Genomic DNA, 15,727 nt, shown 5'->3' on the forward strand with positions numbered 1-15,727 from the left:
CAGCAATGTATAATTGGTTTAAGTTTAATATAGTATTGTTTGGTTGAAATACAACCAATTCTGTGTACAAAGAAGTACCGGCTGAACATGATCATGTTCGCAGCCGGTACTTCTTTTATGATAAAAATAGAATATTAAAGTTCTGCCATTATATCGCCCATCTGGGATACATCATAGCCACCCATACCTGCGATTTCATTGCGGAATATAGGAGAACGCAATATTGACATCAAGGCTTGGAAGTGAGGTTTCTCTAAATCATGCCGTAACATAACTAAATCATAACGTTCTTTTTGCAATGGAATAAATTCAACATTCTGTACCTGCATCGCTGCCTTTTCAATACCTAACCCAACATCAGCATCACCTCGGGCAACTGCGCTGGCGATAGCAAGATGACTGGTTTCTTCCTGGCTATAGTTTGGAATGGCTCTAGGATCAAGTTTGAGTTGCTGAAACTTTTCATCAAGCAATACCCTGGCACCAGAGCCTCGTTCTCTATTGATGAAGCGAATATCTGATCGCAGTAAATCTGGCCAATTCTTTATATTCTTTGGATTGCCAGGAGCTACATAAAACCCTTCATAGCGATAGACTAAATTAATAATAAGTGCTCTTTGACCTGGCAGCAAATGACGAACATAGGGGGTGTTATATTCTCCAGTATCTCCATCCCAAAGGTGAGTAGTAATCAAATTAGCTGTACCGCGGTATAAGGCAATCAAGCCATCCATACTACCATTAAAGCAGCGCAAAGAACGAACTTGAGGCATCTGTTTTTCTAAATGACGTGTTAGCACGTCTAGAACAGCATCCTGTCCATAAATGATTAAACCATCTTGAGCGGCTAAAGAGACATTGGCAGTTTGAGCGGCAGGCGGTGCAGCTATACTATTTGTACCTTTTGCATTGTTCATGTATTTTTCCAGATCTGCTGCTTCTATGCGTAATTTACGGCCTATATGATAAGCAGTCAATTCGCCGCGTTTGATGAATTCATAAACAGTGAAACGTGAAATTTTAAGTATTTTAGCAACTTCTTCCGGGGTGTAAGCTATCGTATTTGCCATTTACTATCACCTCATAGGTTACTTGAATTTAATGTTTACAGCATATCTTATTTTCAATGATTTAACAACGGACAATCTGTAAATTCATGACCCTTTATAAAAAGAAAGATAGCTTCTAAAATATTTTGCACTAATTATAAAAATTTATAAGGAGGAATAAATGATGAAAATCTATCCATTAGAGCGTGGTTTAGAGGAAGATTGTCCCTATGCGGACATTACTACTGAGCTATTAGGAATCCAAGGGCAGGGACGATTAAAATTCGTCACTAGGGAGGAGGCGGTTGTTACTGGCATATTGCGTCTAAAAGAATTTTTTGAAGCCCAAAAGCTAGTGGTGCTGTTCTGGCAAAAATCCCGGGACTTGCTAAAATCAGGGGACACGATAATTGAGGTAATTGGTGATTTAAAAGTGCTTTTTAAAATGTGGCGGATCAGCCAAACCTATCTTACAGCTCTTTGTGCGATTGCGACAGAAACACGGAAAATTGTTGCGGCAGCGAAGGAAATCAATCCAGAAATTGAAATCGTCGTTGCCTGCCGAAAAGCACACCTGGGCATGCGGCAAGAAGAAATTGAAGCAGTTGAGGATGGGGGAGGATTATATCACCGCAATTCATTGAGCGATACGGTACTCATTACCCAAAATCATTTGAAAGTATTAGGGAAATTACCAATTGATATAAAATCATTTCATCATAAAATTGAAATTGAACCGCGTAATGAAGAAGAAGCGTATCAATGTGCTAGTTTTGCGGATGTTATATTGCTGGATCATTTTGAACCAGAGAGCCTGCAAATCGTAGTACAAAAACTTAAACGTTTGAATAGTCGGCTAAAAGTCGGCGTCGCTGGTGGGATTCAAGCCTCCCGGGTTAAAGAATTTGCAAAGTTTGTGGATATCATTGTTTTAAGTTCTGTCTTATATGCTGCTCCATTGGATTTCACATGCAAGATAGAACGTCTTTAATACATCCATCTCAAATTTAGACTTTTAACTTGTATTTAAGCGCTCAATGAATAAGGAGGAATACATGATGTCGATATATAGACTACATGCTATAGTATGTCTAATTGTATGTTTTATGGTACTTTCTTTTGTTGCAGGGTGCGGGAATGTACAGCCGGCTGCAGTTCCCTCAGTTCAGCCAGCAGAAATAAATGTATCGGCGGCTATGGGCCTTAAAGATGCCCTAGGGGAAATTCAAAAGAAATATGAAGCGGATCATTCTGTTAAAATTGTATTTAACTTGGCGTCTTCAGGGGCATTACAAACTCAAATCGAGCAAGGGGCACCAGCGGATTTATTTATTTCCGCTGCTAGTAAACAAATGGATGAATTGCAAAAAAAGAATCTAATTATTCCTGCTACGCGCAAGAATTTGGTCGGAAACCAATTGGTATTGATTGTACCTAAGACTTCTCAACTGGAGTTGCATAGCTTTCAAGATTTGACTAACGCAAGTGTTACTCGTTTTGGCATGGGTGTGCCAGAGACAGTACCAGCGGGTGAATATGCCAAACAGGTACTGGAAAAATTACAAGTATGGGAAACTGTACGAGAAAAAGCTGTAATGCCTAAAGATATTCATAGTGTATTGACTTATGTGGAGACAGGGAATGTAGAAGCCGGGATTGTCTTTTCTACCGTGGCGGCTGCAAGTGATAAAGTAAAAGTTGCTGCCATAGCGCCAGCGAATACCCATGAGCCAATCATATTTCTAGGTGCTGTCGTGAGCAGTGCTAAGCATCCTAAAGAAGCAGAAGCATTTTTACAATATCTGACGAGTTCGGATGGAATGGCAGTGTTTACTAAATATGGTTTCCAAGAGATGCAGTAAAGATAATCATATAAATAGCATTAAAATGATCCCCACTTGTAGGGATCATTTTCTATATTACTCAAAGCTATGCTATGATAGATAAGATAGATACGATAATTCAAAAAAATGAGGTTTTAAAATCATATGGACGAACAAAGCGTGGACAGGTTTGCTCTTAGTAAAGAAATAGCACAGGCATTAGAGGAATTAGGGTACGAGATACTTACTAAGGTTCAGGAAGAAGTCATACCATTGGCTCTTGCCCAGAAAGATATTATAGTGAGATCCCAAACGGGCAGCGGTAAGACAGCTGCTTTTGCTATCCCGATTTGTGAAAAAATAAGAGTAGAGCAAAAAAATCCCCAAGTGCTGGTTCTTACGCCAACACGAGAATTGGCAGTACAGGTAAAACAGGATATTGCCAATATCGGCAGGTTTAAAAGAATCAGGTGTGCTGCTGTTGTTGGCAGGCAGTCAATGGAAATACAAAAAAGGGAACTGAAGCAAAGAGTGCATGTGATCGTTGGGACTCCCGGGAGAACCTTAGATCATCTGGAAAGAAAAAGTATGAATGTAGAAGAAGTGCAGTACCTGATTATTGATGAAGCAGATAAAATGCTGGATATGGGCTTTATTGAGCAGATGGAAGCTGTCATAAAAATGTTGCCCGACGATAGGGTTACCATGTTATTTTCTGCTACTATGCCAGAAAAGATCCAGGAAATATGCAGTCAATATATGAAGAATCCGATAAAAGTAGAAATTGATTCAGAGAATCCTAGTTTACAGAACATTGAACAATGCTATTATGACGTAGAAGAAAATGAAAAGTTGACTTTGATTACGCAAGTGCTGCAGATAGAAAGACCGGGCACCTGTATTCTCTTTTGCAATACAAGAGACAAGGTGGAAATGCTGTTGACAAAGATGAAAGAGAAAGGCTGCTCTTGCGGCAGCTTGCATGGCGGCATGGAGCAAAGAGATCGTTTGGAATCCATTCAAAGTTTTAAAAGAGGGGAGTTTCAGTTTTTGATTGCGACGGATGTGGCGGCAAGAGGTATCCATATTGATGATATATCCCTTGTGGTTAATTATGATATGCCACTAGATAATGAAAGCTACATACATCGAATTGGCAGGACAGGAAGGGCTGGAAATGTAGGCACAGCTATTACTTTTGTAACGAGAATGGAATATAGGGATTTGCAGAGAATAGAGGAATATGTTCAGTATAAGATACCCAAAAAAGAATTGCCAACGATGTCAGAAATAGAAGAAGGACAGCTAAGTTCGAGTATCTATGATGGAATGGAGCCTGCACTAAAAATAGATAAAAGTGAAAAGTTAAATAGACAGATTACGAGAATTCGGATCAATGCCGGAAAAAAAGGGAAGATGCGCCCGGGAGATATACTGGGAGCTATCACTGCCATTCCAGGAGTTAATGGCAATGATATTGGCATTATCGATGTTCAAGATACCTGCTCCTACGTTGAAATTCTCGCCGATAAAGGCGACCTTGTAATAGAGGCGCTTCAAAGTACAAAAATAAAGGGGAAAATATATACCACAAAGAAAGTGAACTTTTCGAGAATGTAATAGGGCGCTTAAATCTGTCATTTGCGAACAAAGTGAAGCAATCTTTGGCAAGCAGGAGATTGCTTTGCTATGCTCGCAATTGACAAAAAAACGTGAAAAATGCATTGTAAATAGATCCTTTGTGTACTTTGCGCCTTTGTGGTTCGATTGGTTTTATATGTTTTAAAAGGACGTGTCAACATTTTCGGGGGAGATAAAAGGAGAAAGAAGACATTATGAGTGATAACGTATTAACTGAGAGAGAGTTCGCTCAAATCATTGCAGAGAATGGCGGGCGTGTATTTAGAGTCGGTGGTTGCGTCCGGGACAGCTTTATGGGCGTCACACCGAAAGATATTGATTTCAGTGTCGTTGGTATGGTTAAGAAAAATTTTAAAATGCTATTTCCCAAGGCGGAAGAATGTGGTAAGTCGTTTCCGGTTTTTCGCCTGGCGATAGACGGTATAAAGCGTGAAGTCGCCTTTGCTAGAACCGAGTGGAAAGTCGGCAGTGGTTATAAAGGGTTTAGAGTATCAGCCAAGCCAAAGATCACCATTGAGGAAGATCTTTTTAGACGAGATACTACTGTTAATTCCATGGCGCAAGATAGCTTAACAGGAGAAATTATTGATCCTTTCCAAGGGCGAGAAGATATAAGGGCTAAGGTATTACGAGCGACTAGTCAGCATTTCTCCGATGACCCAATGCGAGCTCTGCGTCTTGCTGGTCAATCCGCTCGGTTTGATTTTTCAATAGATCCAGCTACATTGCTTCTTGCCAGGGATGTCAAGGAAGAGCTGATTCACGAGCCTGTGGAACGGATGCTTGTGGAATTGGGCAAGGTTTTAGCAGAAGCATCCGAACCAGGGCGATTTTTTAAAGTTCTGGCAGAGACGCAGTTATTGGCGGTTACCTTTCAAGAAATCGCAGAGTTGCCTATAGACGATTTTGAAAAGGCAATGGCTGGGCTTAATTTAGTGGCAAAAGCTACAGCAAGCTCTAAATTACGATTTGCGTCCCTGGGTTTAGTGATGGATCAAATGCGTTTAGCACAATGGAATCAGAGAATGACTTTGCCTGGCGATTGGCTGGATGCGGCCCTTAAAGTGAATCAAATCACAGACTTTTTAGAAGAACCCACTCCTGAGAAAATCGTAGATACGATTGGAAAGTTAAGGCGTGGTTCTCTCCAAATTGAAGAATTAGATCTTATTATTACAGCGGCCAAGATAAAAGTCTTAACATTGGGGCCGCTAAAAGCTGCAATGGTCTTGCCTCAAGGGGAGAGTGTCCCTAAAACCTTACAGGGGAAAGAAATTGGTGAATGGCTGCGAAAAAAACATATTGAGGCTATCACCAAACAATTGAACAGCAGTTCATAATAAATCTACATTCATAAAAAACGTAGATAAATGGCTGCGTTATACCGAAACTCAATGAAATAGACAACATCAAGGTAACACAATTTGCTTATGTTACCTTGATGTTGTCTATTTTTAATACATTACGTCATTTTTTGGCGTTTTCCTTCTTCTGCCACGTAATATTTTGAAAAAATGGATTGATTTCCCGGGAATATTACATAATGTACCAACTTGAATTTAAAAAAACAAGTAGTTTCTCAAATTGTGTAATGTTTTTAAGATTATCTAAACGTATTTGGCTTTAATACTCTTATTTGATGTAACATAAGCAAATTGTGTTACATTAATATAAAAGCATTGGCAAAGCAGAGAATCTTTGACAAGCTAAAAGTCATTTTTAACAAATTTATTAAAGGGATAAGGTGGGAGAATTTTATGCGGATATCAATTAGCAAGCAAATACTATTTGTATGTATCATGATCGTTATAGCTTTTACAGGGCTTAACGTGTATACATATTATGAAATTAACAATGTGAAAGATGGCTATGATAATGTGCTAAAGCGAAGCGTTCCTTTAGTAGTTGAGGTTAAGGATCTTAATATTGAATTAAATGTTCAATCATCCCAAGTTCGAGGATATATTTTAACGATGAATCCTACATATATTCAAGGGTATGAAACCTCTAGAAAAAATATGGAGGCAACTTTGGTTAGCCTGGAAAAGAAGTTAATTACACCTGAAGGCAAAGAACAGGTAGCTGCTCTTAGGGCAGCACTAGCTGAATATCATAAGGTTTCTGATCAAGGAATTAATGCTCGTAAGACATTAGGTCAAGAGGAAGCCTTAAAAGCAGTAGCTGCTTCAGGAGCAAAAATCCAAGCCGCTGAAAAAAACATGATTGATACCGTAAAGTTTTTAACCGAACGAATGGATCTTAGAATACAACAAAATATTGATGCAACAGAAAACATGCAGATGCTGCTTGGAATTTTAGATGTAATTATCTTAATCTTGGCTTGCATTTTGGCGATCTTTTTGGCACGGCGTATTTCCAAACCTCTTGGGAAAGTAGCTGCATCAGCCCAAAGTATCGCCAGCGGTGATTTGCGAGTGGTTAATATTCAATATACTGCCAAAGATGAGATTGGCGATATGGTTCAAGCATTTACGGCTATGACTGATAATCTGCGCAATGTGGTAGGACAGGTGTCGAAATCTGCTGAGCAAGTAGCAGCAGCCAGTGAAGAATTAACAGCCAGTTCTGAGCAGTCCGCTCAAGCGGCAGGTCAAGTTGCTGAAACGGTTACGAATGTAGCCAGCGGTGCATCCAGCCAACTGGTGACAGTAGACCAAACGGTTTCAGTCGTAGGGGATATGGCATCAGCCATTACTCATATTGCCAACAATGCCAATCAGATATCTGCAAAATCAGAGGAAACGGCTCAGGTGGCAAGTGATGGTGGAGAGGCAGTGAACCTGGCAACGAAACAAATGCAGATCATTGAAGAGTCCGTTGCCCAATCCGCACAAGTCGTACAGCAATTAGGGATAAGTTCGCAGCAGATTGGTGAAATTGTCGATGTCATCAGCGGCATTGCCGGGCAGACCAACTTATTGGCGCTTAATGCTGCTATAGAGGCAGCCAGAGCTGGCGAGCAAGGACGAGGTTTTGCAGTGGTAGCTGATGAAGTACGAAAGCTAGCTGAGCAGTCCCAAGAAGCAGCGCAAAGAATCGCTGTCATTATCCGTGACATCCAAGCAGAGACTGGTAAAGCAGTAGCAGCCATGAATCAGGGAACGATTGAAGCCTCCAAAGGCACAGAGATTATTACGAGTGCTGGTGAACGATTTCATGCTATTACTACAATGATTGAACAGTTAAATGGTCAGATCCAGGATATTGGTACAGCTGCTGAGAAACTTTCCATTTCCAGCGGTGATGTTGTTTCTTCTGTAGATAGTGTGAAAAGCATAGCAGGTAATACAGCAGGAGATACCCAGACTATTTCGGCGGCAACAGAAGAACAATCTGCTTCTATGGAGGAAATTGCATCTTCCAGCCAAGCCTTAGCTAGTATGGCAAACGAATTGCAAGTTGTTGTTTCTCAATTTCGCCTATAAGTAAAAATTGGAGAATGACTTCTTAAATAAGGTTTTATCCTAGCTAGGTACCTTTCTCGTGAGGAATAGGTGCCTAGTTTTTCTTATAGTCTAAAAGTATAATTTGCTTCAAGGGACAACGTTAAACACAGAGACTGTGTTTCAAAATGGCTATGTTTTAAAGGGGGCGTCAGTCTTTTTCTTATTGCTTAGTCCGGTTTGCAGGAAAATATGTAGGTAGTAGTCGAATTTCTTAGATTAGGATTGTAAGAGTGTGATTCTAATTAATAGTGGAAGCATAAATTGCCTCTCAGGATAACATTATGCTTCTATTCATGTACGGCTATCACATTATATTTTTTATAACAAGGAGATCTTAAATGAAATTAAGACGCATTTTTCCCAGCTATATTTTAGTCGCTTTCATAGCCTGTTTACTTTTTGGTACCCTGCCCGTTCTAGGGGCAGGAAGTAATGCGGAATCCATTGAGTATGTAAATGGTGTAGTATTGACTATACAATCTTTGGATGTCACACCCAATAAAAAAGTAGGTATCAGCAGTAAAAGTTTAGTTACAGTCCTGCTCACGTCAGGAGCGGAGTCAGGTAAACAAGTACAAAGCATTAATTATATTACGAATCAGCCTTTATTTGACATCATTCCCAGCCCTGGCGATAAAATTATTCTTGCTGTAAGTGAAGTGCAGAATGAAAAACAGTATCATATTGCTGATTATAATCGTCTTTTTCCTACGTATGTCCTGGTTGGCCTCTTTGTTTTATCTTTATTAATTCTAGGGAAGACTATAGGTATCAAAACAATTTTTGTTATTTGTTTTTCGGTGGTCGTTATTCTTAAAGGTATGGTTCCTTTAATCCTAAATTATCATTGGAATTTTATCATTGCTACGATGCTTGTTTGTGCAGTGATTACAGCCATTACTCAAATTACCATTAGCGGCTGGAATGCAAAGACCTGGGGTGCTATTTTAGGAACCGTTGGCGGCGTACTTATCGCTGGTGTATTGGCTGCTATTTCGATTTCCTGGATGCATCTGACTGGGCTGGATAGTGAAGAAGCAATGATGCTAAAGGTGACGACTCTCACCTTTATGAACTTTCAAGAGGTACTATTTGCAGGCATTATTCTAGGATCATTAGGTGCTGTTATGGATGTTACCATATCCATTGCGTCGACTCAATACGAGATCAAGCAGTCTTGTCCTCATTATGGTTTTGCTGAAATATTCAACTCTGGTATCAATGTTGGGCGTGATGTTATGGGAACGATGGCAAATACCTTGATTTTGGCTTATACTGGCAGCTCCTTGCCTCTGATATTTTTGATTGCATCACAAGATAGTGTATCATTCATGCGAATTATGAATTTGAACATTGTCGCAACAGAGATCACAAGAGCCCTCACGGGAAGCATAGGGCTTATTTGCTCCATACCCCTAACAGCGATTATTACAGCATTTCTTTTGAGTCGAAAGTCGTGATATATACCCTTAATGCTAACAATCATGGGAGATGTTGACAGTTTATGTAATATAATGTAATATTGAGTAGAAAAATATATTGTGGCAAACTTATCAAAAGATAAGGACGCAAAGCCGTGGGTCTAAGGGAAGATATCCTATGATTGCCAGGTTGCCGATTCAATGTAGAATTGTAATTAGCACCAGTGCGTCTTGGCCTGGTGTTATATTTTTACATTTGTATTATTTTAGGAGGTTGGCGTGAAGCTAAAGGTTAAAGGGAAAATACTTGCAATTATCTTAATAATATCAATGGCAACACTTTTAGTTGGTTCTATCGGATATTATTATACCAACACGATGAGTAATGAAATGAAAATTATGTATAGTGAAAATCTGTTGTCGATTAAAAGGTTAAATGAAACGCGACATAATTTTAGAGCCGTCCATGGAATGATCCTGGAAATGATTTTTGGCAATCTCGATAAAGCAAGAGAAGATGCCTTGGTCACGCAGATGAAATCCTTATCGGCAGAAACAGACCAAACATTAAAGGCATATGAAAGTCAAAATTTGGGGTCCTTCGAACGAGAAAAGCTAGTAGTGCTAAAAGAAGCAATCGGTCAATATCGAACAGAGCGTCAAAAAGCTATCGAATTATCTCAGCAAGGGCGCAAGCAGGAAGCATATGTTTACTTCACCCAGCAGGCAGCCAGTAAATTGGAAATTGTCAATTCGACTCTTAAGGAGTTAGCTGACTTCATGTCAGATAAAAGTGAAAAGGCGAATAGTAAGGGGCAAGAGTATGCTGGATTTGCGGGAATCGTTATTTTCACATTAACAGGATTTTTTGTTCTACTCTGCTTGTTCTTAGGCTGGCGATTATCCAATGCAATTGCCAGAAGGTTAAAATCTGTTTGTATGTTTCTAAATGAGATCGAAAAAGGAAATCTTGGTGTAGAGAATATTAATGTGGTAGACCAGGATGAAATTGGTGATATTGGGGTTGGGTTAAATAGCATGGCTGGCAGCTTGCAGCGTTTGGTGCGCCAGGTCGCATCTTCATCTGAGCAAGTTGCTGCCTCGTCAGAAGAGCTGACAGCAAGCGCAGAGCAATCGGCTCAAGCTACGAATCAAGTAGCAGCGACGATTAGTGAAGTAGCACAGGGAGCTGAGCAGCAGGCAAGTGCAGTGAATGTTACGACTGTTGTAGTGCAGCAGCTTTCTGCAGGCATTGAGAAAGTTGCTGAGAATTCAGCAATCATAAGCGGCGTATCCGATCAAACCTCTAAAGCTACCCAAGATGGTACACAAGCCGTAAATGCGGCAATTAGTCAGATGGAAATCGTAGAGAAAACGGTGACTAAGTCAGCTCAAGTGGTGACGAGACTGGGAGAACGATCCAAAGAAATTGGACAGATTGTCGATACGATATCGGGAATTTCTGCTCAGACTAATCTTCTAGCGCTAAATGCTGCTATAGAAGCTGCACGGGCAGGTGAACATGGCAGGGGCTTTGCTGTTGTTGCTGAGGAAGTTCGTAAGTTGGCAGAGCAGTCCCAAGAAGCCGCCAAGAAAATTGCCGATTTAATTACGGAAACCCAGTCGGATACCGAAGAAGCAGTGGTTGCGATGAAGGAAGGCAGCCATGAGGTTAATGTAGGAGCACAAGTGGTTAATACCGCAGGGCAAGCTTTTAGGGATATATCAGCACTCATTGACCAATTAGCGATGCATATAAAAGAGACTTCAACTTCTATTGAAGAGATGGCTTCTGGCAGTAAACAGATTGTGGAATCGGTACATGACATTGATACGATTAGTCAAGAAACGGTTGGCAGGACACAAATCGTGTCTGCCGCCACCGAAGAGCAGTCGGCATCTATGGAAGAAATTGCTGCGTCCAGCCAAGCATTAGCTAAAATGGCAGAAGAACTTCAAGGGATTGTTAGACAATTTAGAATGTAGAAAATCTACCTGAATAGAAAACCTTTCTATAATACATAAAAAAACCCTACAGAGGAGACTTTTTTAGTGTCTCCTCTGTAGGGGATATTTTATATTAGAAAGGTTTTTATTATTTACTCATGGACACTTGTGATTTGCATGGTAAAGCATGATTCCCTTGATTTTTTGATCAAATCTCTTTAAAGTAGAAGGCAAGATAAATCATAATAAGATCTAGCGGATTAAAGCGAATCATTATATAGTAGTAAGACAGCTGCGAGTATAGAGCCGAGGATAATTTTAAAAATAAGGTGAGGTCAAATGAAAGTATTAATCATTGATGATGAAAAAAGCATTCGCACCATCCTTTCAGAAATGGTACAGCAATGGGGATATGAAGTGATCCTTGCTGCTGATGGTGAAAGTGGATGGAAGATATTCCAGATTATTAATGAGCCTGTTATTGTGCTCTTAGACTGGATTATGCCCGGTATAGATGGAGTGGAGCTATGTAAGAGGATAAAACAAGGCACAAAAACGTCCCATACGTATGTCATTATGCTGACAGCAAGAAAAAGCGATATAGAAGATATGGTTATTGGCTTTGATGCCGGAGCAGATGATTTTTTGACTAAGCCAATTGATCCAAGAGAACTGAGTTGCCGATTATCCGTTGGCAGCCGTATTTTAAGTTATCAATATGAATTAGAGCAACGCAATGCCACCTTATACGAGACTACACGAGTGATGGAAAATATTATGCGGGAGTTACAGACTGTAAATGGAAAGTTAAAAGATCTTTCTATGGAAGATGAAGTTACAGGTATTGCCAATAGACGATGTTTGGAAAACTATTTGGCTAAAGAGTGGTGGCACGCATTGCGAGAGAAAAAAATAATGACGTTTATCATGATTGATGTAGACTATTTCAAGCTTTATAATGATACCTATGGACATCTGGCAGGAGATGAATGCCTAAAAAAGGTTGCAGCAGTATTGGATCATAGTGTAAAACGCAATTCAGATATAAAGGCACGTTATGGCGGTGAAGAATTTGCAGTTGTTTTGTATGCTGCCGATTATGCTGGAGGACAAAAGATTGCCGAAAAAATCAGGTTAGCTGTTGAAGAACTGCAGATACCTCATAGTGCTTCTGCAATTAGTTCCTATGTTACGATTAGTTTAGGCGTTGCCACAATGATGCCAGATCCTGATTCCTCTTATGAAATGTTGATTAAGAAAGCTGATGATGCGTTATATCGGGCGAAACGTGAAGGCAGAAATAGATGGATTGCTGTTTGACTTAGGAAGAGGTGGTAGCATGCTGAAGGATGAAAAACTGATTCAGGAATTTGTTGTAGAGGCAAAAGAACATGTAGAAAAGATAGAGTCAGGACTGCTGTCCTTTGAACAAAAAGAGTATGATGAAAATGTGATCAATGCAATTTTTCGCTCGGCCCATAATATTAAAGGGACAGCAGGTTTCTTTGGCTTTCAGAAAATCGTTGAATTATCGCATGCCATGGAAAGTGTACTGGGAAAGATACGGAGCAGGGAACTTGCTCTCACATTTGACATCGTAGATGCATTATTAATGGCTAATGATGAGCTGCGGGAACTATTAGATCATATCACTATAAGTGAAGAACGAGACATTGCTTCTTTGGTAAAAAGGCTGCAGCATATTTATATAAGTGGAAAGGAAGCTCAGCTGATTGAACCATTAGATGATGGGGATGAGACCTTCATACCTGAAATACCCCAAAAAGCAGCAAAGAAGCACAAAGATGATGCCGATAACAAGATGATTAGTGAATTGGGAAAGAAAGGCCATAAAATATATAAATATGTACATGCACTTGATTCTCAACAGATTGATGTAGAGCGATTTTCTATCAATATGTCAAAGAGTATTCAGTCCATTGGAACCATCTTGAACTGTTATATTCGAAACAAGAATTTTGTAACAGAAGAGAATTTTTCGGGGCAAGAAATAGTATTTTTGTTTAGTACTGTGCTGGAAAAAGAACTGGCAGTAATGGCAATTGGTGCCAACCCAAGAGAGATTGAGGAACTTTCCATTTCCACTCAAAGTGCAGAAATTTTTCAACTATTATCGGAAACAGAAGACAAATCAGCTGATCCTAAAGAAGAGAAATTGCTTAATACTAAGCAGAGGGCTTTAGATCTTTCGGAAGAAAGAATTAAAAATGATTTGGTTGAAGAACGGATTAAAGTGGATGTTGCTTTACTTAATAATTTAGTAAATTTGTCTAGTGAAATGGTACTGGCAAGAAACCAATTGCTGCGATTATTAGAATCACATGTGGATGGGATACCGGGTATTCGCGCTGTTTTACAAAAGATTGATCATACCACCACCGAAATGCAAGAAAAGATTATGCGTACGCGGATGCAGCCCATTTCCATTTTATTTCATTCCATTCCACGTTTAGTACGTGATCTGTCAAAGAAATTGGGGAAAAGCCTTACACTAAAAATGGAAGGAAAGGAAGTGGAAATGGATAAATCCATTCTGGAAGGATTGATCGATCCATTTACCCATCTGATACGTAATGCATTAGATCATGGTATAGAAAAGCCTGAGATGCGAAAGGCTTCAGGGAAAGATCCTACTGCAATGATCGAGATAAAAGCTCGGCACGAAGGCGGTCGAGTGATTATCGATATCATGGATGATGGAGCAGGAATTGATATAGAGAAGGTTAAGCAGCAAGCTTTGCAAAAAGGGCTGATTGGACAAGATGAAGCAATGGATATCAGTGAAGGTAAAATGGCAGAATTAGTCTTCTCACCAGGTTTTTCAACCGTCTCTCAGGTAAGTGATATTTCAGGCCGGGGCGTAGGTTTGGATGTGGTCCGATCGAATATTGAAAAGTTTGGCGGTATTGTAGAGCTGCATACCTTAAAAGGAAAAGGAACGACCTTTCGTTTGCTGCTGCCGTTAACCTTAGCGATTATACCTTCTCTCATTTTAGCAGTTGGCAAGTATAATTTTGCTTTGCCTCAGACTCATTTACAGGAAATTGTGCGAATCGTAGATGGAAAAGAGGCAGGGAGATTGCAGTGGATTCAAGGGCGAAGAGTACTGCAGCTGCGTGGGAAATTGGTTCCCATTGTTCATCTTGCGGATGTAATTAGTTTGGAAAAAAACTTCGAAGTAACAAGCCCTATTACACGAATTCTGATTATAAAAATTGCCAAAAGAACCTTTGGTATCATTGTTGATGCCATTCATGGTCAGGAAGAACTTTTAGTAAAGCCCATGCCTAATCATTTAAAAGAAGTAAAAGTGTACTCAGGAGTAACGATCTTAGGTGATGGCAGTATTGCCATGGTTCTGGATATTGACGGGATTGCCAGTATGGGGAATTTAGTGTTTTCCGAAGAAGGGGTGGAAAGTTCTCAATCGGAAATGGTATCATTAGAGAACCAAATACAAGAGATGCAGGATTTATTGCTATTTCAATGTTCCGGACCGGAGATACTTGGCCTGCATTTGTCCATGATCGCAAGGGTTAACGAAATCAGCCCTCACCAGATCGAAGAGGTTGGGAATAAACAATACTATAATTCTCAAGGCGATATCATCCAATTAATCCGATTGGAACAGTATCTGCCAGTTGCTTCTAAAGAACAATCAGGTGAGAAAATGTATGTGATTACACCTAAAGGGAATAACCTTTCATTAGGTCTTCTGGTAAGAGCAATAAAGGATACAGTACAAGTAGATTCCTTGATGGTAAAAGGGGATATCCAAGGAAAAGGACTATTAGGATCCACGATCATCAATGAAAAAATCGTGCTGTTAGTGGATTTGCATGAAATCGTTGAGATGAGTGTTCCGGAGCAGTATGCCCAATTGAAATTTGATAAGGCAGATGTGCAAGTTTTAAGAGGAGAATTCTCATGACAGGAAAAATTTTAACCTTCTATCTTGGCGGCAGTTTGTGTGGCATTGATATAGTTTTTGCTAAAGAAATTAATCGAAATGTCAAGTATACGACTGTCCCAGGGGGGGCATCCCACGTAGTAGGTCTTCTGAATTTGCGTGGACAAGTAGTGACTTTATTTGACTTAGCCCAGATATTACATTTAAATCAGAAACAAGAAGATAAGCAAACAAAATGCATAATTCTAAAAGGGCTTTTTCAGGGAGATCATATAGGGTTTTTCATTGATAAACTGGCAGAAGTAATTGATATAACACCCGATATGTGCGAATTGCCGCCAGCAAATATAAAAAATCTGCAAGGACGATTTATATCGGAAATAGTAAAGTATAATAAAGAAATGATTTTAATGTTAGATATAAATAAAATATTTGATGCGATATAAAT

The 15,727-nt window shown here is 39.7% G+C and carries 11 protein-coding genes and 1 riboswitch; of the genes, 10 read left to right on the plus strand and 1 reads right to left on the minus strand.

Annotated features, from left to right (window positions below):
• Nucleotides 1-134 precede the first annotated feature (134 nt).
• The gene (locus FR7_RS05835) at nucleotides 135-1,070 is read right to left on the minus strand and encodes a substrate-binding domain-containing protein (RefSeq protein ID WP_007931456.1); all 936 of its coding nucleotides are present in this window, start codon (nucleotides 1,068-1,070) and stop codon (nucleotides 135-137) included.
• A 160-nt stretch (nucleotides 1,071-1,230) separates the two neighbouring features.
• Here FR7_RS05835 and FR7_RS05840 point away from each other — a divergent pair, with 160 nt between their 5' ends.
• The 10 genes from FR7_RS05840 to FR7_RS05885 all read left to right on the plus strand — a co-directional run bounded on the left by FR7_RS05840 (nucleotide 1,231) and on the right by FR7_RS05885 (nucleotide 15,725).
• Nucleotides 1,231-2,040 (plus strand): beta/alpha barrel domain-containing protein, encoded by an 810-nt coding sequence (locus tag FR7_RS05840; RefSeq protein WP_007931454.1) that lies wholly within the window; start codon nucleotides 1,231-1,233, stop codon nucleotides 2,038-2,040.
• Nucleotides 2,041-2,107: 67 nt separating this feature from the next.
• Nucleotides 2,108-2,911 (plus strand): molybdate ABC transporter substrate-binding protein, encoded by an 804-nt coding sequence (gene modA / locus FR7_RS05845; protein WP_007931452.1) that lies wholly within the window; start codon nucleotides 2,108-2,110, stop codon nucleotides 2,909-2,911.
• A 126-nt stretch (nucleotides 2,912-3,037) separates the two neighbouring features.
• Nucleotides 3,038-4,492, plus strand: a complete 1,455-nt coding sequence (locus FR7_RS05850) for a DEAD/DEAH box helicase (RefSeq protein ID WP_007931451.1) — start codon at nucleotides 3,038-3,040, stop codon at nucleotides 4,490-4,492.
• Between the two features lie 215 nt (nucleotides 4,493-4,707).
• Complete coding sequence (locus FR7_RS05855; RefSeq protein WP_007931450.1) at nucleotides 4,708-5,853, plus strand: tRNA nucleotidyltransferase/poly(A) polymerase-related protein; 1,146 nt, start codon at nucleotides 4,708-4,710, stop codon at nucleotides 5,851-5,853.
• Nucleotides 5,854-6,270: 417 nt separating this feature from the next.
• A complete protein-coding gene (locus FR7_RS05860; RefSeq protein WP_007931430.1) occupies nucleotides 6,271-7,959 on the plus strand; it encodes a methyl-accepting chemotaxis protein in 1,689 nt (562 codons plus the stop codon).
• A 359-nt stretch (nucleotides 7,960-8,318) separates the two neighbouring features.
• On the plus strand, nucleotides 8,319-9,440 hold the full coding sequence (locus FR7_RS05865; protein ID WP_007931429.1) for a YibE/F family protein: 1,122 nt from the start codon (nucleotides 8,319-8,321) through the stop codon (nucleotides 9,438-9,440).
• Between the two features lie 73 nt (nucleotides 9,441-9,513).
• A riboswitch (cyclic di-GMP riboswitch) is annotated at nucleotides 9,514-9,599 on the plus strand.
• Nucleotides 9,600-9,680: 81 nt separating this feature from the next.
• The gene (locus FR7_RS05870) at nucleotides 9,681-11,387 is read left to right on the plus strand and encodes a methyl-accepting chemotaxis protein (protein WP_007931428.1); all 1,707 of its coding nucleotides are present in this window, start codon (nucleotides 9,681-9,683) and stop codon (nucleotides 11,385-11,387) included.
• A gap of 300 nt (nucleotides 11,388-11,687) precedes the next feature.
• Entirely contained in the window at nucleotides 11,688-12,668 is a 981-nt protein-coding gene (locus FR7_RS05875) for a GGDEF domain-containing response regulator (protein WP_007931427.1), read from the plus strand.
• Nucleotides 12,637-15,300: a chemotaxis protein CheA gene (locus FR7_RS05880; RefSeq protein ID WP_237769506.1), complete on the plus strand. Its 2,664-nt coding sequence runs from the start codon at nucleotides 12,637-12,639 to the stop codon at nucleotides 15,298-15,300. The genes FR7_RS05875 and FR7_RS05880 overlap by 32 nt, the downstream gene beginning before the upstream one ends.
• Entirely contained in the window at nucleotides 15,297-15,725 is a 429-nt protein-coding gene (locus FR7_RS05885; protein WP_007931425.1) for a chemotaxis protein CheW, read from the plus strand. Before FR7_RS05880 ends, FR7_RS05885 begins: the two co-directional genes overlap by 4 nt.
• The last annotated feature ends 2 nt before the right edge of the window (nucleotides 15,726-15,727 follow it).

This window comes from Pelosinus fermentans DSM 17108 (genome assembly GCF_000271485.2).
GTDB classification, from domain to species: Bacteria; Bacillota; Negativicutes; order DSM-13327; family DSM-13327; genus Pelosinus; species Pelosinus fermentans.

What these genes read in the sequence shown, in the direction of transcription:
- FR7_RS05840 (WP_007931454.1), top strand. Translation starts at nt 1,231, where the DNA reads ATGATGAAAATCTATCCATTAGAGCGTGGTTTAGAGGAAGATTGTCCC.
- FR7_RS05865 (WP_007931429.1), top strand. Translation starts at nt 8,319, where the DNA reads ATGAAATTAAGACGCATTTTTCCCAGCTATATTTTAGTCGCTTTCATA.
- FR7_RS05855 (WP_007931450.1), top strand. Translation starts at nt 4,708, where the DNA reads ATGAGTGATAACGTATTAACTGAGAGAGAGTTCGCTCAAATCATTGCA.
- FR7_RS05850 (WP_007931451.1), top strand. Translation starts at nt 3,038, where the DNA reads ATGGACGAACAAAGCGTGGACAGGTTTGCTCTTAGTAAAGAAATAGCA.
- FR7_RS05875 (WP_007931427.1), top strand. Translation starts at nt 11,688, where the DNA reads ATGAAAGTATTAATCATTGATGATGAAAAAAGCATTCGCACCATCCTT.
- FR7_RS05860 (WP_007931430.1), top strand. Translation starts at nt 6,271, where the DNA reads ATGCGGATATCAATTAGCAAGCAAATACTATTTGTATGTATCATGATC.
- modA (WP_007931452.1), top strand. Translation starts at nt 2,108, where the DNA reads ATGTCGATATATAGACTACATGCTATAGTATGTCTAATTGTATGTTTT.
- FR7_RS05885 (WP_007931425.1), top strand. Translation starts at nt 15,297, where the DNA reads ATGACAGGAAAAATTTTAACCTTCTATCTTGGCGGCAGTTTGTGTGGC.
- FR7_RS05835 (WP_007931456.1), bottom strand. Translation starts at nt 1,070, where the DNA reads ATGGCAAATACGATAGCTTACACCCCGGAAGAAGTTGCTAAAATACTT.